Origin of the sequence: Enterobacillus tribolii (assembly GCF_003363015.1) — a bacterium.
GTDB classification, from domain to species: Bacteria; Pseudomonadota; Gammaproteobacteria; order Enterobacterales; family Enterobacteriaceae; genus Enterobacillus; species Enterobacillus tribolii.
In genome coordinates this window covers 207,524-223,765 of the sequence record NZ_QRAP01000008.1, presented here as the reverse complement: position 1 = coordinate 223,765, position 16,242 = coordinate 207,524, and the positions used below count along the sequence as shown (strand labels likewise).

Below are 16,242 nucleotides of genomic sequence, written 5' to 3'. Positions count from 1 at the left end.
ATGAAACAAGTTCGTTTGGGTGGCTCGGCGCTGCGGGTTCCGGCCGTCGCCGTAGGGTGCATGCGTCTGGATCAGCTCAGCGTGGCAGAAGCCGAGAAGTTCGTGCACGGCGCGATGGATATGGGGCTGACGTTTTTCGATCATGCCGATATTTACGGCGGCGGGGAGTGCGAGCGTATTTTCGCCCGCGCCGCGCACCTCAATGACGATCGGCGCGAAAAGGTGTTCCTGCAATCCAAATGCGGCATCCGCAAGGGGCTGTTCGATTTTTCCAAATCCCACATTCTCAGCTCGGTCGACGGCATTTTACAGCGCCTGGGCACCGAGTATCTCGACATGCTGCTGCTGCACCGTCCGGATACCCTGATGGAGCCGGACGAAGTGGCGGAAGCCTTCGACATCCTGCATAACAGCGGCAAGGTGCGTCGCTTCGGCGTTTCCAACCAGAGCCCGCTGCAGATGGCGCTGTTGCAGAAGTCGATGAGCCAGAAAATCCTGGTGAACCAGCTTCAGCTCAGCATTACCAACTGCGGGATGATCCGCAGCGGCTTTAACGTCAATATGGAAAATGCCGCCAGCGTCGATCACGACGGCGAAGTGCTGAGTTATTGCCGCCTGAACGACGTGACCATTCAGGCCTGGTCGCCGTTCCAGTATGGCATGTTTGAGGGCGTCTTTTTGGGGAACGCCAGGTTTCCGGCGCTGAATAAAACCATCGACGATATCGCCGTGCGCTATGGGGTCAGCAACACGACCATCGCCGCCGCCTGGATCCTGCGCCATCCGGCCAACATGCAGGTGGTGTCCGGCACGATGAGCCTGCCGCGCCTGCAACAGATTGCGCAGGCAGCGACGCTGACGCTCAGCCGGGAAGAGTGGTATGAAATCTTCCGCGCCGCGGGCAATGAGCTGCCCTGATTTTTCTCCGTTATGATTTACGCCGGGGCGATTGATGCGCCCCGGCGTCATTTGAACCACAGGAGAGCTATGATTCGTATTCTTCCGCTTTATGAGGTGCCGCAGTGCAGCGAGGCCGTGACGGACTGGCTGTATCAGGCGTTCGGCTCCACCAACAGCCGGGCGTTTTTCGCCAGCATCGTCGCCAGCAGCCTGCGTCCGGAAGGGCTGCCGATTACCTTTGTGGCGCTGGACGGGGAGCGTTTGGTGGGAACGGTGGGCGTGTGGCGCTGCGATCTGATCAGCCGTCAGGATCTCTGGCCCTGGCTGGCCGCGTTGTATATTGATGAATCCCAACGCGGCAAGGGGTTAGGGGAGCGGCTGCAACAGCATGCCGTGGCGTATGCGCGCCAGGCCGGCTTCGACCACCTGTATTTGTATGCGTTGTTTGAGGGCTACTACGAGCGTTTTGGCTGGGACTATATTGGCGACGGGCTGGAGTATCCTGACCAGCCCGTCCGTTTATATCATAAAGCGCTCTGAAACAGCTTCCTCAGGACGCCATTCCCAGGCCAACAATGTTGGCGGCCAGAATGATGGTCAGGCAGCCGAGGCACAGCACGCTGACGGGTTTCCTGGTGCCGCATTTCCACTCTTTCAGCAACAGCCCGACAATACCGCCGCACAGAACGTAGAAGCTCATATGCAGCATCCAGCTCATGTAGTCGTACTGCGGCGGAATGTTGGCGTGGCCCCAGGCATAGAAGAAAAATTGCAGATACCACATCAGGCCGCCGAGCATCGACAGCAGAACGTTGGCGATCAGCAGGTTTTTGGCGAGAGAGAAATCGGCTTTGACCGACAGCCCTTTCACGGTAGCCAGGCGGATGAAGCAATACGCCAGGTTGACGAGCGCGCCGCCGCCCATGATCACCACATAGCTGGGCAGGGCGACGTACAGCGGATCGATACCCAGCGCCGCCGAGGCTTCATGCATCGGTTTGGCGGCATCCATGGCAAATGACATGCCGGCGGAGAAAATCCCGCACATCACGGCCAGCATCAGCCCTTTCTTCAGGTTGAACTCTTCGGCGCGAATGCCCATCGCGCGCTCTTTCAGCAGGCCGGCGTAGCTGACGATGCCGACGCCGATCAGCGCTACCAGCACGCCCAGCAGCGTCATTTGCCCGCCCGGCGTACCGAACAACGTGATAAACCGCCCCTGAAGAATGGGCGTCATCAGGGTGCCGATGATCAGCGTGATGCCGATGGCGATACCGATCCCCATCGACATACCGAGATAGCGCATGGTCAGGCCGTAGTTGACGTTACCGATCCCCCACATTGCGCCGAACAGGAAAACGGGCAACAGGGTTGAGGCGCTGAAGGAGCTGAAGTAGGCCCAGAAGTCGGGCAGCAAGATGTAACTGATCGTCCAGGGCAGGATTATCCAGGAGACGATGCCGCCAATGGACCACATGGTTTCCCACGACCACTTCTTGACCTGTTTAAATGGTGCGTAAAAGCAGGCGGCGCTGGCGGCGCCGACCAGATGCCAAAAAATTCCCAACACAATAGCGTTGCTCATTTCGTTGTCCTTCTTTATGAGGTTATGACTGCCCGGGTACGGGAAGGCAGCGATTGTGAAGGAGTTTAAATAACAAGCGATTATCCAACCTTTGGCTGACTGCCGTGTAAAGGGTGGGGATGGCAAAATTGGCAGGTTGAGAACGATGGCGATCACAGAATCGAGGATTGGCGTATCCGGGGAGCGCGATCAGGTTCCGTTAGCTTTTACCGGTCGGGGCCTTTATGATTACTTCCCGATGACCAGGGTAAGTTAATTTTCAACGTACGGTCGGGGTCGGGTATACTGGGGCGCTAGCCTCAGCCGACGGGGAGACGGAGGCCGCAAACTTGCCGAGGGATAACAAACGCGATGTCTGATTTGGAACAACAACTGCGTAATTCACTGGCTGCGCTGGATGAATTGAAAGAGAGCTTTGATCAACAGCGGATGGTCTGGCAGCAGGAGTGTGAAGGGTTACGCGCGCAACTGGAGCAGGCCAGAATGCGTGAAGAGGCGATGTTGCGCAAGAATGAGCAACTGACGCGCAAACTGGTCGATTTAGGTTCATTGCCTGAGAACAATTCCCTGCTGCGCCAGTTCAAAATGGTTGGCGCGCATCTGGACTCGCTGGCGCAGGACGCCAGCGCTTTCAACCAGTATCTTGATTCATTGGACCCGACGCGGCGCTGAGCGCCGTGTGCGGTCGTCAGCAGCCGCAACTGTGTGCAGCGGTCGTTTCTCCTTCCAGCGCAAAGCCTTCATCCAGCCAGCCGGTGATGCCGCCGGTCATTTCTTTTACCGCATAACCCAGGTGGCTTAGCGCCAGCGCGGCGTGGCGTGCGCCGTTGCAGTGCGGGCCGGCGCAGTAAACGACGAACAGCGTGTCAGGCGGAAAGCGGGCCAGCAGTTTCTCATCAATAGTGGCATGCGGCAGGCTGATTGCCTGCGGCAGATGGCCGCGCCGGTAGAGCGCCGGGCCGCGGGCGTCGGCCAGAACGAAATCCGCGTTTCCCACCTGATAGCTGTGATAAACATCCGAACAATCGGTTTCAAAACGAAAACTACGGCTGAAGTGAGCGATAGCGTCTTCGGCGGTAGCGGCGGGGATATGGCTTACGGGGCTGGTCATCGTTGTCTCCTGCTGGTGAGTGAATCTTTACTTTATGGCGGGATGCGGTTGCGCTACAGTGGCGGAAATGACATTTATACCAACGGAACCGCCAATGCGCTCTGTGTCCTCTCTGGTTGTCACCCTCGCTTACGATGGCCTGTGCAGTTTTGAATTCGGCATTTCACAGGAGATTTTCGGGCTTTCCCGGCCTGAATTCGATTTTCCCTGGTATCAGCACCGCATTGCCGGCGTGGATGGCGGGCCGATGCGAAGTGCGGGCGGCCTGACGTTTTCGGCAGATGCCGGTACAGAGATTCTGGCGCAGGCCACGACCATCATCATTCCCGGCTGGAAGGGAATTGACGTTGCGCCTCCGGAGGCGTTGCTCGATGCGTTACGGGCAGCGCATGAGCGCGGGGCGCGTTTGCTGTCGATTTGTTCCGGGGCGTTCGTGCTGGCCGCGACGGGGCTGCTGGCGGGAAAGCGAGCGACTACTCACTGGCGTTATTGCGATGTGCTGCGCCGCCGTTATCCGGCGATTCAGGTTGATGAAGACGTGCTTTACGTGGACAACGGGCAAATTATTACTTCGGCGGGCAGCGCCGCCGGTATCGATGCCTGTCTGCATCTGGTCAGCCGCGATTACGGTGCGGGCGTGGCAAACCGTGTGGCGCGGCGTCTGGTGATGGCGCCGCACCGCAGCGGCGGCCAGCGGCAGTTCATTCCCCAACCGGTGACGCCGGGCGGGCGGGATATGCTGGCCGGACTGCTGGATAAGGTGCAGGGCAGCCTGGATCAGCACTGGAACGTAGCGCAACTGGCGGCGGAAATGCATATGAGTGAACGGACGTTTTTGCGCCATTTCTCCCGTGCGACCGGGCAAACGCCGAAGCAGTGGCTGAGTCAGGCACGTATCGCCCGTGCCTGTGAGTGGCTGGAGTCGGGCCGACGGATTGACGATGTGGCGCTGGCGTGTGGTTTCCAGACAACTGAGGGGTTTCGTCAGCTTTTCCGGCAAAGCACCGGAATAACCCCGTCGGCTTACCGGCGACGTTTTGGCCCGCCGGAGTGAACGCGGACGGTTTTACTCTGTTACACATTCCGTTTGTCTCATCAGCGACTATGCTCAGAATAGAACCTGGCTTTGGCCGATTCTTCCGGTTCCGGCATTGCCGGAGCGAGTTTTATGATAAGAAGGTGTGTTATGGAAGGTATTAGTATTACCAAACTTCTGGTTATTGCCGTATTGATCATCCTGCTGTTTGGCACCAACAAGCTGCGTACGCTGGGGGGCGACCTGGGCGCCGCGCTCAAGGGCTTCAAGAAAGCGATGAACGATGATGCGCCGGCGGCTAAGCCGGACAACACGACGGCGGACAATACCGCGCCGCGTGTGGATCACAAAGACTGAGTTAAGCGCGGGGTTCCCCGGCTGAATACGAAAACGGGTGGCGAAAGCCATCCGTTGTCGTTTGCAGCGCCGGAGTTGTAACAGACTGTTGCCGTGCGTGGCAGCGTCCGGCGGTTATTTCACCTCGACCCCTTTGGCCTGCAGGTCGGCGTGGTAAGAGGAACGCACAAAAGGCCCGCATGCCGCATGGGTGAACCCCATCGCCATGGCTTCCGCTTTCATGGCGTCAAATTCGTCCGGGCTGACGTAGCGCTGCACCGGCAGGTGGTGGCGGCTGGGCTGTAAATATTGCCCCAGCGTCAGCATCGTTACGCCGTGAGCGCGCAGATCGCGCATCACATCGATAATTTCTTCGTTGGTTTCCCCCAGGCCGACCATCAGGCCCGATTTGGTCGGGATTTCCGGATGGGCTTCCTTAAAACGCTCCAGCAGTTTCAGTGACCATTGGTAATCCGCCCCCGGACGTACCTGGCGGTACAGGCGGGGAATGTTTTCCAGGTTATGGTTGAAGACGTCCGGCGGGGTGGCGGTCAGGATATCGAGCGCGCGATCCATTCTGCCGCGGAAGTCAGGCACCAGCGTTTCGATGCGGATGTCGGGGTTTTTCGCGCGGATGGCGCTGATGCAGTCGGCGAAGTGCTGAGCGCCGCCGTCGCGCAGGTCGTCGCGGTCAACGGAGGTGATAACCACGTAGCGCAGCCCCATGTCGGCGATGGTCTGCGCCAGTTTTTCCGGTTCGTTGGCATCCGGCGCCACCGGGCGGCCGTGGGCCACGTCGCAGAACGGGCAGCGGCGGGTGCAGATGGCGCCGAGGATCATAAAGGTGGCCGTGCCGTGGTTGAAACATTCCGCCAGGTTAGGGCAGGAGGCCTCCTCACACACTGAGTGCAGGCCGTTTTTGCGCATGGCGGCCTTGATGCCCTGAATGCGGCTGGAGTCCGCCGGCAGTCTGATTTTCATCCATTCTGGTTTCCGCAAAATCTCCTGCCGCTCTGTAGCGACGGTTTTCACCGGGATTAGCGCCATTTTGTCTGCATCGCGGTACTTAACGCCGCGTTCCATCAGAATCGGTTTACTCATAGTCGTGCGGATTCCAGCTGTTTGATTCGGCGCAGGGGAGGCCGAGGATGTGTAAGAATTTCTGGACCAGAACCGGGTGGACATCGTCAAAAGTGATGTCCGGGCGCAGATCGCGCAGTTGCGTCATCTGCATACCGGCGTAGCCACAGGGATTAATGCGGTGGAAAGGCTCAAGATCCATGGCGATGTTCAGCGCCAGTCCGTGGAATGAGCAGCCTTTGCGGATACGAAGCCCCAAAGAGCAGATTTTTTGTTCGCCCACGTAAACGCCGGGGGCATCCGGGCGCGCCCGGGCGTTCACGCCGAAAGCGGCCAGCGTTTGCACCACGCTTTCTTCCAGGGCGGTAACTAACTGGCGTACGCCGAGCCGGTTACGTTTGAGATCGATAAGAACATACAGCACCTGCTGGCCGGGGCCGTGATAAGTGACCTGCCCGCCCCGGTCGCTCTGTACCACCGGGATGTCGCCGGGGGCCAGTACGTGCTCCGCTTTACCGGCCTGCCCCTGGGTGAACACAGGGTAATGCTGCACCAGCCACAGTTCGTCCGGCGTGTCGGCGTTGCGGCGATTGGTGAAGGTATGCATGGCTTCGGATACGGGAACGTAGGGCTGTAACCCCAGCTGACGCAGTATGATCTTATCTTGTTGCAAACGGGTCATCATCCGGTTACGGAATTGGTAAAGCCATTATACCGGGACGAGGGGGCGGGAACCAGTACCGATGTACTAAAAAACCGCGGCCCGGCGAGGTATTATACCAGGCCGGGCCGGGAAGGAATGTTAAAACTCTGTGGTTACAGAACCATACGGACGATTTCGATGTTGCCCAGTTCTTCGTACAGCGTCTCCACCTGATCAATATGCGTCGCATTGATGGTGATGGATACGGAGTGGTAGTTGCCTTTGCTGCTCGGTTTTACCTGCGGGGTGTAATCTCCCGGCGCATGGCGCTGTACCACTTCAACCACCTGATCCACCAGCTCAGGTTTGGCCTGGCCCATTACCTTATAGGTAAAGGAGCAAGGAAATTCGAGCAGTTCGTTCAGTTGGGTTTTCATGTTGGCTCCAGCGTAGTATTACATCAATAATTGTCTATTATAGCGCCAGGTCACCGGGCAGGATAGCCCGCGGCAGAAACGCTAAATTAAACTCCCGCCGAAAGGGCGGGAGTTTGGGTTGTTTAATAGATGGGGGCGAATCGCCCCTTTTCAAGAGGCTCAGCCGAACCAGCGGTGGAACATCAGCTTGATGTGGTCGATCATACGGCTGAAGAAACCGCCTTCCGGCACTTCGTTGAGCACCACCAGCGGGCGTTGCTCGATGGTTTTACCGTCCAGCTGGAAGTTGATGGTGCCTACCACCTGATTCTTGGCCAGCGGCGCGTCCAGCTCGGAAGCGCTGAGGACATAGCTGGCTTTCAGGTCTTTCATGCGGCCACGTGGGATGGTCAGGTAGATGTCTTTGTCCACGCCGAGCTGGGCGCGGTCGGTATCGCCGAACCAGACCGGCTCGGAGGCGAATTCGCGGCCCGCCTTCAGCGGAGAGACGGTTTCGAAGAAGCGGAAGCCCCAGGTCAGCAGCTTCTTGCTTTCGGCTTCGCGGCCTTTAAACGTGCGTCCGCCCATGACGGCGGAAATCAGGCGCATCTGACCTTCGGTGGCCGAGGCGACCAGGTTGTAGCCCGCAGCTTCGGTATGGCCGGTTTTGATGCCGTCCACGTTCAGGCTCTTATCCCACAACAGGCCGTTACGGTTCATCTGGCGGATGTTGTTGTAGGTGAACTCTTTCTCTTTGTAAATGGCGTATTCGTTGGGCACGTCGCGGATCAGCGCCTGGCCGATCAGCGCCATGTCGCGCGCTGAGCTGTACTGCCCCTCGGCGTCCAGTCCATGCACGGTCATGAAGTGGGAATTTTGCAGGCCGAGCACCTTAACGTAGTTGTTCATCAGGCCGACAAAGGCGTCCTGACTGCCGGCGACAAAGTCCGCCATCGCGACGCAGGCGTCGTTGCCTGATTGCAGGTTAATGCCGCGGATCAGTTTGGACACCGGCACCTGTTCGCCGGGTTTCAGGAACATCAGCGAAGAGCCTTTAAAGACCGGGTTGCCGGTGGCCCAGGCATCTTGCCCGATGGTGACCAGATCGTTCTCACCGAACTTGCCCGCCTTCATGGCCTGACCGATGACGTAGCTGGTCATCATTTTGGTCAGGCTGGCCGGGTTGCGGCGGGCATCGGCGTTATATTCCGCCAGGACCTTGCCCGAGTTGTAATCAATCAGGATGTAGGCCTCCGCATCAATCTGCGGAACGCCCGGAATCATGGTTTGCAGGTTAACGTCATCAGCCAGCGCGGAGTTGGCTGTGGCAACGACAAAAAGAGTACTGAGCACCAGGTGCTTTACGGAACGGGACGCTAAATTGTATTTCATGTCAGGACTAAAACATCCGTGAGTGAATGGAATGGGAAAGCCGGCCACACTATAGCAGATGATAATTCTGGCGGTATATCGGATTTGGCCGCTAATAACATATTTATACTCGTCATACTTTCATTCGCAGGGGCGTTGACTGCCCTTGCTTGCCGCCTTCCGGCAACCCGGCATATTCAGGGCGTTTGGGTATTCGGATATTGCGCCGCCGCACCGGATGTGGCGGCGCGAAAGCAATTACTGCGCCGCTACGATGAACGACTGCTGCTGAGCTTCGTTTTGCAGGCGCTGCTGGACTTCCGCCGCCTGCTGGCGACTGGCGAACGGACCGAGCTGTACCCGGTATACCGCGCCGTTGGCGGCGACTTTGCCGGGCACGCCGAATTGCTGGCTCAGCGTTTGCTGCCAGCTCGCGGCGCGCGTGCCGTCGCTCAGTGCGCCGACCTGCACCAGATATCCGCCGCTGACCGCGGCCGTGCCGGCGGAGATGGCGGCTAACTGCTGCACGGTGCCGTTGTCGGGAACCGCGGCCGGCTCGCTGCCTTCCAGCACGCCGCTGGGCAGCGGCTGGGGCGCGCCCAGAAAACCGCTGCTGCGCGAGCCCGGAGAAGTCACGGGCATATCGTTGTCTGCGCTGACCGGCGCTGAGTTGACGACCGGACGGATTGCGACGTTGCTGCTGCCGGAAGCCGACGGTTCCATGGTGACCTGCGTACTGCCCTGGCCGATTGCGGGGCGTTCGGGAAGGGCGAAGCTCTGCTTGGCGACCGTGGTGCCGACGGTTCCCGGCCCGGAGAGCGAGCCGTCGGGAGCGACATTGATGAAGTCTACGCGCACCTTGGTGTTGTTGGAGATATTCAGACGCTCGGCGGCGGCCTTGGAGAGATCGATGATGCGGCCGGAGGTGTAAGGGCCGCGATCGTTCAAGCGTACGACGATCTGACGTCCGTTAGCCAGGTTGGTGACACGCACGTAACTGGGCAGCGGCAACGTCGGATGGGCGGCGGTCAGGGCGTTGGGATCAAACGTTTCACCGGTGGCGGTGGTGTTGCCGCCCACTTCCTCGCCGTACCAGGTGGCAAGACCGACCTGGCTGAAATTCTGCGGATTCTTGACGATTTTGTACGTCTGCCCTTTAACGCGGTAATCCTGGCTGGTGCCCGGATTATAGGGTTCATAGCGTGGCTCCGCGCCGCCGATTTCCACGACCGGGCCATTGTACTGCGGTTGCTGTACCGGCGCCTGAGTGGTTTCTTCGGTGGTGGTACAGGCGCTTAACAGCAGGCCGATCAGCCCGGCGCCCAGCCATGATTTATACGCAGTCCGCATCGTCACCTCTATACGCTCTTGGATAACATTTTTCTGTGGGTGTGTATCGACATCACGATGCCGAACCCGGCCATTAATACGATCAGCGCCGAGCCGCCGTAGCTGACCAGGGGCAAAGGTACGCCAACCACGGGTAAAATTCCACTTACCATACCGATATTTACGAATACATAAACGAAGAGAATCAGCATCAGGCCGCCGACCATAACGCGCCCGAAGGTGGTCTGCGCGCGCGCGGCGATCATCAGCCCGCGGATGATCAACAGCAGGTAAAGGCCGAGTAATACCAGCACGCCGATTAACCCCAGTTCTTCTGCCAGAACGGCGAAAATGAAGTCGGTGTGGCGTTCCGGCAGGAATTCAAGCTGTGACTGCGTACCGTGCAGCCAGCCTTTGCCGAACAGGCCGCCGGAGCCGATGGCAATTTTAGACTGGATGATGTGGTAGCCCGCGCCGAGCGGATCGCTTTCCGGGTCGAGCAGCATCATGACGCGATCCCGCTGATAGTCATGCATCAGGAAGAACCACAGCACCGGGATAAAGGCCGCCACCAGAACGGCGGCGATCAGGATCAGACGCCAGCTCATGCCTGCCAGGAACAGAATGAACAGGCCGGAAGCGGCGACCAGAATAGACGTGCCGAGATCCGGCTGTGCCGCCACCAGCAGCGTCGGCATGAAGATCAGGATCAGGGCGATGGCGGTGTTTTTCAGCGAAGGCGGGCAAACGTCGCGGTTGATAAAACGCGCGACCATCAGCGGCACGGCGATTTTGGCGATTTCCGACGGCTGGAAGCGCACCACGCCGAGATCGAGCCAGCGCTGCGCGCCTTTACTGATTTGCCCGAAGGCATCTACCGCAATCAGCAGCAGTACGCAGAAAACGTACAGATAGGGCGCCCAGCTCTCATAGACCCGCGGCGGGATTTGCGCCATGACCAGCATGATCGTCAGCCCCATGAAGATCTGTCCGACCTTACGCTCCATCATGTCGATATCCTGGCCGCTGGCGCTCCACATCACGAAGGCGCTGTAAGCCAGCACGGCCAGAACGCACAGCAGGAAAGGCAGGTCGATGTGCATTTTCGCCCAGATTGAGCGTTTTTGCGGGTTATCAGTCATGGTCATAGTAAATTATAAACCTGTTCATGATGGGTCAGTCTCCCTGAGTACCCGGAGGCTGCGGCGTTTCCGGCGGCAGGTCAGTGTTATTATCGCCCAGCATGATGTGGTCGAGGATTTGGCGGACGATGGTGCCCACCGCCGGCCCGGCGCCGCCGTTTTCCAGAATGATGGCAACGGAGATTTTCGGATCGCTGTACGGGGCGAAGGCCGTCATCAGTTTATGGTCGCGCAGGTGTTCCGCCAGCGTATGCGCGTTATAGGTTTCGTAACCGAAAACCTGCGCAGTACCGGATTTGGCCGCAATTTTGTAAGGCGCGCCGGAGAAGTATTTGCGCGCGGTACCGTTGGGGCGGTTGGCGACGCCGTACATGCCGTCTTTGGCGATTTCCCAGTAGCCGGAATGAATGTCGCCGATCTGCACCGCCTCTTTCTGCTGATACGGCACCAGTTTGCCGTCGATGCGGGTGCTGAGCAACAGGTGCGGCACCTTCATATTGCCGTCGTTGATCAGGGTGTTGAGCGCTTTGGACATCTGGATCGGCGTGGCGGTCCAGTATCCCTGACCGATACCGACCGGGATGGTGTCGCCCTGATACCAGGGTTTTTTGTAGCGCTTCATTTTCCATTCGCGCGTCGGCATCAGGCCGGAGCGTTCTTCCGCCAGATCGATGCCGGTGTATTCGCCGTAGCCGAATTTGCTCAGCCATTCGGAGAGGCGGTCGATCCCCATGTCGTAGGCGACCTGATAGAAGAAAGTATCCGCGGATTCTTCGATGGATTTGGTAACGTTCAGCCGCCCGTGACCCCACTTTTTCCAGTCACGGTAGCGTTTTTCCGAACCGGGCAACTGCCACCAGCCGGGATCGAAAATCGTGGTGTTACGGGTGATCACGCCGGCGCTGAGTGCGGATACGGCGATATAAGGCTTAACCGTGGAGGCCGGCGGATAGACGCCCTGTGTGGCGCGGTTGATCAGCGGTCGGTTGGGATCGTTGAGCAGGCCCTGATAATCCTTGGTGGAAATGCCGTCCACGAACAGGTTGGGGTCATAGCTGGGCGTTGAAACCATCGCCAGAATTCCGCCGCTGCGCGGATCGCTGACCACCACCGCGGCGCGGCTGCCGACCAGCAGTTTTTCGATATAGCGTTGCAGGTTCAGATCAAGGGTCAGGTAGATATCTTTACCGGCCTGGGGAGGCTGTTCATGCAACTGACGAATAACGCGGCCGCGGTTGTTGACTTCGACCTCCTCGTAGCCGGTTTTGCCGTGCAGAATATCTTCGTAATAGCGTTCAATGCCCAGCTTGCCGATGTCGTGGGTCGCGGCGTAGTTCGCCAGCTTGCCGTCTTTATTCAGGCGTTCGACGTCGCGTTCGTTAATCTTGGAAACATAGCCTATCACGTGGGTGAGGGCGGAGCTGTAGGGGTAAAAACGCCGCTGGTAGCCTTTGACCTCAAAACCGGGAAAGCTGAACTGGTTCACGGCGAAACGCGCCACCTGTACTTCATTGAGCGCGATTTTGACCGGAATAGAGGTGAACCGCCGCGAACGCTTGCGTTCTTTCTCAAAGTTGGCGATATCGTCGTCGGTCAGATCGACAATGGGGCGCAGGGCGTCGAGCGTTGCCTTCAGGTTCTCGACCTTCTCGGGCATCACTTCCAACTGATAGATGGTGCGGTTAAGGGCAAGCGGGATGCCGTTGCGGTCGTAAATCATGCCGCGGCTGGGGGCGATCGGCACCAGCTTGATGCGGTTTTCGTTAGAACGGGTGCGGTAATCTTCGAAGCGCATGACCTGTATGCTGTACAGGTTGAAGATAAGAATCCCGGTCAGGATAAAGATGACAAACAGCGCCACCAGGGCGCGCCGGATGAACAGGGCGGATTCTGCTGAGTAATCACGAAAAGGTTTACCGTCTATTTTCATTCCGTTCCGTCATGTTCATGCTTAAGGCGTAAATCTTCGGTTGCAGTAACCGATAATGTAATAACCGATTCAGTAATAATCGGTACAACCAGGCGGGCTGATGCGCCGCGCCTGAATCACTCCCTGTGATAGGGATGGTTCGTCGTGATGCTCCAGGCACGGTACAGGCTTTCCGCTACCAGAACCCGCACCAGCGGATGCGGCAACGTCAGCGCTGACAGCGACCAGCTTTGCTCCGCCGCCGCCTTGCAGGCGGGCGCCAGCCCTTCCGGCCCGCCGATCAGCAGGCTGACGTCGCGGCCGTCCTGCTTCCAGCGCTCAAGCTGCCGGGCCAGCTCCGGGGTATCCCACGGTTTGCCGGGAATATCCAGAGTGACGATGCGGTTGCCTTTTCCCGCGGCGGCCAGCATCAGCTCCCCTTCTTTGTCCAGAATGCGCTTGATGTCGGCATTTTTGCCCCGTTTCCCGGCCGGAACCTCCGTTAATTCAAACGGCATGTCTTTGGGGAAACGTTTGAGATAGTCGTCAAACCCCGTTTGTACCCAGTCCGGCATTTTGGTACCGACGGCAACCAGTTGCAGCTTCACCGTGCGTTAACTCCAGAGCTTTTCCAGCTCGTACAAACGACGGCTTTCTTCCTGCATCACATGCACAATCACGTCGCCCAGATCTACGACGATCCACTCTGCGCCGTTCTGTCCTTCCATTCCCAACGGCATAAGCCCGGCGGCGCGGGATTCCTGCGCTACGTGGTCGGCGATGGACATAACGTGACGGCTGGAGGTGCCGGTGCAGATCACCATGCAATCCGTGATGCTGGATTTCCCTGTTACGTCCAGAGAAATAATGTCCTGGCCTTTCATGTCGTCGATTTTATCAATAACGAAATCTTGGAGTATTTTACCCTGCAAAGGTTCCCCCTCGGGTTGTATCTGTTTTCATAATCGGAATATACGGAGATTTTGCGTGCCAAACGGCGGCATTCACCAGGGGTGGGGCTGTCTGGCAAAACAGGCCGCGCAGTATAACACGCGGCTGGTGCTAACGGTATAAGCCCTGTAACTCGATATAACGTTGTACCGGACGGGGCAGCAGATCGTCGCAACTGATGCCCTGATGGCGGCGCTGGCGGATGTCGGTGGCGGAGATCGCCAGCAGCGGCGTATCGGCCAGGTAGATGAAGCCATGGGGTTGCCGGCGCAGTTGCTGCGGATCGGTAATCCGGTGGCGTTCCAGCCATTGCTGCAGCGCCGGCGTGTCGAGCGTGTCGGAATAGCCGGGGCGGGCGCAGACCAGCAGGTGGCAAAAGTGGATGATCTCTTCCCAGCGGTGCCATTTGTGCAGGGTCAGCAGGGAGTCCTGGCCGATGATGAACGCCAGCGGCGCGCCGGCGCCCCGTTCGCGGCGCAATTCCTCCAGCGTGTCGATGGTGTAGGACGGCGTAGTGCGGTGCAGCTCGCGGTCGTCCACGGAGAATAGCGGGTTGCCGCCGATCGCCAGTTCCACCATTTTCAGCCGTTGCTGCGCGTTGGCCTCGGGCTGCGGACGATGCGGCGGAACGTGGTTAGGCAGCAGCGTCACATGCTCCAGGCCGGTTTCTTGCGCCAGCGCGGTCACCGGCTTCAGATGACCATAATGAATGGGGTCGAAGGTTCCGCCAAAAAATGCCGTCAGCGGCAGCGTGTCGGGCTTGTCATTCGGCATTCAGCATACTCTCGGGTAAGGGTTTACCGCACAATATCATGGTCAGCGTTTCCAGGCCGCTCCAGACGGACTGGCCGTAATCCTGCTTCACGGTCACTTCAAGCCGGGCCAGCTGATGGACGGCCTGATGCAGTTGGTGTGCGGAAAGCTGTTGCAGCGCGTTAGTGAACAACGGGCGGCGGTTTTGCCAGACCTTGTGCTGATCGAACAAAGTCCGCAGCGGCGTTGAACTCATCTGTTGTTGCAGCGTCAGCAACAGCATCAGCTCACGTTGCAGGGTGCGCAGCAGGATCACCGGCTCGCAGTCTTCCTGACGCAGCTGTTGCAGAATATGCCAGGCGCGTTTGTTTTTACCGCCCAGCAGGGCGTCGATCCAGTGGAACGGCGAAAAGTGGGCGGCATCGCTTACCGCCTGCTCTACGCGCGGCAGCGTCAGGCTGTGATCCGGATAGAGCAGGGAAAGACGCTCCAGCGCCTGCGCCAGCGCCAGCAGGTTTCCTTCGTAGCAATAACACAATAACTGCGCGGCGGCGTTGTCCAACTGGAGGTTCATGGACTTGGCGCGTGCGGCGACCCAGCGCGGCAGTTGCGCCTGTTCCGGCGTCTGGCAGGTGATATAGATGCTGTTGGCGTTGAAGGCCTTGAACCAGGCGGCGTTTTCCTGCGCACGGGTCGGTTTTCCGCCCCGGACGATCAGCAGGAGATCGTCATGCAGCAGGGTGCTCAGCTTGAGCAATTGCTCGCCCATTGCCGCATTGGCGCCGTTCTCCGGCAGGTGCAGGGTGAGCGTTTGCCGGCTGGCGAACAGACTCATGGATTGGGACAGGCTGAAAATCGCATCCCAGTCGGTATGGGCATCCAGCGCAAAGCTGAAATGCTCGGAAAAGTGTTGCTGCTGTGCCTGATGGCGGATTAAATCCTGGCTTTCCTGCAACAGCAGAGGGTCGTTACCCATCACTAAATAACAGGCGCGCAGCCCCTCACGGAGCTGCGCGGCAAGTTGTTCAGGATAAAGGCGCGTCATTGTGCGGCGGCGTCTTTATTTCCGGCGGCCGGCGCAAAGTCGTTGGCGCTCTGCACCTTGGGCATCACGACGTCCTGACCCTGTACGCGCGCGTCGTTGTTTTGCAACTCGGCGGCATGGACCGACAGCAGTTTACGCACCAGTTGCTGGGCGGCCTGCTGACGCATTTCCTGCATGATCATGTCCTGCTCGGAGTCCTTGGCCAGCGCGGTCAGCGGGTTATCGAAGAACGAGCGGTAAACGCGCACGGTCAGCGGATACAGGTCGTGGCCGCGCACCAGAACCTGCGCGTTGACGATCATCACCATCTGGTACTCGGCGGTTTTACCGTCTTTAAAGATAGAAACGGTGTCTTTGCCGATGGTCTCGCCCAGAACGCGCAACGACGGAATTTCGGCGGCCTGGCCGTCTTTCGCATCTTTATTGTCCTCGACGATGGTGACATCGCTCAGGCGCAGCTGTTCGCGGATTGAACGGGTCAGCGGACCATACGGGTCACCGCTGGTCAGCGTGATTTTCTGGAACTCTGTCGGAACCTGGGTGTTGCCGCGCAGATGAAATCCGCAGCCGGCGGTGACCAGCACCGCCAGGCCCAGCAACAACGTCATAATGCGGTGTCGCACACTTCCTCCTTG

At 58.7% G+C, this 16,242-nt stretch carries 19 protein-coding genes; 5 read left to right on the top strand and 14 right to left on the bottom strand.

Going from position 1 to position 16,242, the window contains the following annotated elements; genetic code table 11:
- Both C8D90_RS17195 and C8D90_RS17190 read left to right on the top strand, forming a co-directional pair.
- Positions 1–918, top strand: coding sequence for an aldo/keto reductase (locus tag C8D90_RS17195; protein ID WP_115459690.1), 918 nt, complete (start codon positions 1–3; stop codon positions 916–918).
- A gap of 69 nt (positions 919–987) precedes the next feature.
- Positions 988–1,440, top strand: a complete 453-nt coding sequence (locus C8D90_RS17190; RefSeq protein ID WP_115459689.1) for a GNAT family N-acetyltransferase — start codon at positions 988–990, stop codon at positions 1,438–1,440.
- A gap of 10 nt (positions 1,441–1,450) precedes the next feature.
- Here the strand turns inward: C8D90_RS17190 and rhaT are convergent, their stop codons facing one another.
- Positions 1,451–2,485 carry an L-rhamnose/proton symporter RhaT gene (gene rhaT, locus C8D90_RS17185; RefSeq protein WP_115459688.1) on the bottom strand — a complete coding sequence of 345 codons (1,035 nt, stop codon included), beginning with the start codon at positions 2,483–2,485 and terminating at the stop codon, positions 1,451–1,453.
- Positions 2,486–2,836: 351 nt separating this feature from the next.
- Here rhaT and C8D90_RS17180 point away from each other — a divergent pair, with 351 nt between their 5' ends.
- Positions 2,837–3,157, top strand: a complete 321-nt coding sequence (locus tag C8D90_RS17180) for a hypothetical protein (RefSeq protein ID WP_115459687.1) — start codon at positions 2,837–2,839, stop codon at positions 3,155–3,157.
- Positions 3,158–3,173: 16 nt separating this feature from the next.
- Here the strand turns inward: C8D90_RS17180 and C8D90_RS17175 are convergent, their stop codons facing one another.
- On the bottom strand, positions 3,174–3,596 hold the full coding sequence (locus C8D90_RS17175; RefSeq protein ID WP_115459686.1) for a rhodanese-like domain-containing protein: 423 nt from the start codon (positions 3,594–3,596) through the stop codon (positions 3,174–3,176).
- A 94-nt stretch (positions 3,597–3,690) separates the two neighbouring features.
- Between C8D90_RS17175 and ftrA the strand changes: the two genes are divergently transcribed.
- Both ftrA and tatE read left to right on the top strand, forming a co-directional pair.
- The gene (gene ftrA / locus C8D90_RS17170) at positions 3,691–4,650 is read left to right on the top strand and encodes a transcriptional regulator FtrA (protein ID WP_115459685.1); all 960 of its coding nucleotides are present in this window, start codon (positions 3,691–3,693) and stop codon (positions 4,648–4,650) included.
- Between the two features lie 132 nt (positions 4,651–4,782).
- Entirely contained in the window at positions 4,783–4,989 is a 207-nt protein-coding gene (gene tatE / locus C8D90_RS17165; RefSeq protein ID WP_115459684.1) for a twin-arginine translocase subunit TatE, read from the top strand.
- Between the two features lie 114 nt (positions 4,990–5,103).
- On the opposite strand, the gene lipA is transcribed toward tatE, so the two are convergent.
- From lipA to lptE, 12 genes are all read right to left on the bottom strand, one after another.
- Positions 5,104–6,069 carry a lipoyl synthase gene (gene lipA / locus C8D90_RS17160; protein ID WP_230473038.1) on the bottom strand — a complete coding sequence of 322 codons (966 nt, stop codon included), beginning with the start codon at positions 6,067–6,069 and terminating at the stop codon, positions 5,104–5,106.
- The gene (lipB, locus tag C8D90_RS17155) at positions 6,062–6,733 is read right to left on the bottom strand and encodes a lipoyl(octanoyl) transferase LipB (RefSeq protein ID WP_115459683.1); all 672 of its coding nucleotides are present in this window, start codon (positions 6,731–6,733) and stop codon (positions 6,062–6,064) included. The genes lipA and lipB overlap by 8 nt, the downstream gene beginning before the upstream one ends.
- Before the next feature lie 131 nt (positions 6,734–6,864).
- A complete protein-coding gene (gene ybeD, locus C8D90_RS17150; RefSeq protein WP_115459682.1) occupies positions 6,865–7,128 on the bottom strand; it encodes a DUF493 family protein YbeD in 264 nt (87 codons plus the stop codon).
- A gap of 159 nt (positions 7,129–7,287) precedes the next feature.
- Positions 7,288–8,499 (bottom strand): D-alanyl-D-alanine carboxypeptidase DacA, encoded by a 1,212-nt coding sequence (dacA, locus tag C8D90_RS17145; RefSeq protein WP_115459681.1) that lies wholly within the window; start codon positions 8,497–8,499, stop codon positions 7,288–7,290.
- Positions 8,500–8,736: 237 nt separating this feature from the next.
- Positions 8,737–9,828: an endolytic peptidoglycan transglycosylase RlpA gene (gene rlpA / locus C8D90_RS17140; protein ID WP_115459720.1), complete on the bottom strand. Its 1,092-nt coding sequence runs from the start codon at positions 9,826–9,828 to the stop codon at positions 8,737–8,739.
- 8 nt (positions 9,829–9,836) lie between these two features.
- A complete protein-coding gene (mrdB, locus tag C8D90_RS17135; protein ID WP_115459719.1) occupies positions 9,837–10,949 on the bottom strand; it encodes a peptidoglycan glycosyltransferase MrdB in 1,113 nt (370 codons plus the stop codon).
- A 34-nt stretch (positions 10,950–10,983) separates the two neighbouring features.
- Positions 10,984–12,879 (bottom strand): peptidoglycan DD-transpeptidase MrdA, encoded by a 1,896-nt coding sequence (gene mrdA / locus C8D90_RS17130; protein ID WP_115459680.1) that lies wholly within the window; start codon positions 12,877–12,879, stop codon positions 10,984–10,986.
- Positions 12,880–12,995: 116 nt separating this feature from the next.
- Complete coding sequence (gene rlmH / locus C8D90_RS17125; RefSeq protein ID WP_115459679.1) at positions 12,996–13,466, bottom strand: 23S rRNA (pseudouridine(1915)-N(3))-methyltransferase RlmH; 471 nt, start codon at positions 13,464–13,466, stop codon at positions 12,996–12,998.
- A gap of 6 nt (positions 13,467–13,472) precedes the next feature.
- Complete coding sequence (rsfS, locus tag C8D90_RS17120; RefSeq protein ID WP_115459678.1) at positions 13,473–13,790, bottom strand: ribosome silencing factor; 318 nt, start codon at positions 13,788–13,790, stop codon at positions 13,473–13,475.
- 130 nt (positions 13,791–13,920) lie between these two features.
- On the bottom strand, positions 13,921–14,583 hold the full coding sequence (gene nadD / locus C8D90_RS17115; protein WP_115459677.1) for a nicotinate-nucleotide adenylyltransferase: 663 nt from the start codon (positions 14,581–14,583) through the stop codon (positions 13,921–13,923).
- Complete coding sequence (holA, locus tag C8D90_RS17110) at positions 14,573–15,607, bottom strand: DNA polymerase III subunit delta (RefSeq protein WP_115459676.1); 1,035 nt, start codon at positions 15,605–15,607, stop codon at positions 14,573–14,575. The genes nadD and holA overlap by 11 nt, the downstream gene beginning before the upstream one ends.
- A complete protein-coding gene (gene lptE / locus C8D90_RS17105) occupies positions 15,604–16,230 on the bottom strand; it encodes an LPS assembly lipoprotein LptE (RefSeq protein WP_115459675.1) in 627 nt (208 codons plus the stop codon). Before lptE ends, holA begins: the two co-directional genes overlap by 4 nt.
- Positions 16,231–16,242 lie beyond the last annotated feature (12 nt).

Coding starts and splice junctions, on each gene's coding strand:
- C8D90_RS17190 (WP_115459689.1), top strand. CDS start 988: ATGATTCGTATTCTTCCGCTTTATGAGGTGCCGCAGTGCAGCGAGGCC.
- C8D90_RS17180 (WP_115459687.1), top strand. CDS start 2,837: ATGTCTGATTTGGAACAACAACTGCGTAATTCACTGGCTGCGCTGGAT.
- ftrA (WP_115459685.1), top strand. CDS start 3,691: ATGCGCTCTGTGTCCTCTCTGGTTGTCACCCTCGCTTACGATGGCCTG.
- lipB (WP_115459683.1), bottom strand. CDS start 6,733: ATGATGACCCGTTTGCAACAAGATAAGATCATACTGCGTCAGCTGGGG.
- tatE (WP_115459684.1), top strand. CDS start 4,783: ATGGAAGGTATTAGTATTACCAAACTTCTGGTTATTGCCGTATTGATC.
- C8D90_RS17175 (WP_115459686.1), bottom strand. CDS start 3,596: ATGACCAGCCCCGTAAGCCATATCCCCGCCGCTACCGCCGAAGACGCT.
- holA (WP_115459676.1), bottom strand. CDS start 15,607: ATGACGCGCCTTTATCCTGAACAACTTGCCGCGCAGCTCCGTGAGGGG.
- rlpA (WP_115459720.1), bottom strand. CDS start 9,828: ATGCGGACTGCGTATAAATCATGGCTGGGCGCCGGGCTGATCGGCCTG.
- dacA (WP_115459681.1), bottom strand. CDS start 8,499: ATGAAATACAATTTAGCGTCCCGTTCCGTAAAGCACCTGGTGCTCAGT.
- nadD (WP_115459677.1), bottom strand. CDS start 14,583: ATGCCGAATGACAAGCCCGACACGCTGCCGCTGACGGCATTTTTTGGC.
- mrdA (WP_115459680.1), bottom strand. CDS start 12,879: ATGAAAATAGACGGTAAACCTTTTCGTGATTACTCAGCAGAATCCGCC.
- ybeD (WP_115459682.1), bottom strand. CDS start 7,128: ATGAAAACCCAACTGAACGAACTGCTCGAATTTCCTTGCTCCTTTACC.
- C8D90_RS17195 (WP_115459690.1), top strand. CDS start 1: ATGAAACAAGTTCGTTTGGGTGGCTCGGCGCTGCGGGTTCCGGCCGTC.
- lipA (WP_230473038.1), bottom strand. CDS start 6,069: ATGAGTAAACCGATTCTGATGGAACGCGGCGTTAAGTACCGCGATGCA.
- mrdB (WP_115459719.1), bottom strand. CDS start 10,949: ATGACTGATAACCCGCAAAAACGCTCAATCTGGGCGAAAATGCACATC.
- rhaT (WP_115459688.1), bottom strand. CDS start 2,485: ATGAGCAACGCTATTGTGTTGGGAATTTTTTGGCATCTGGTCGGCGCC.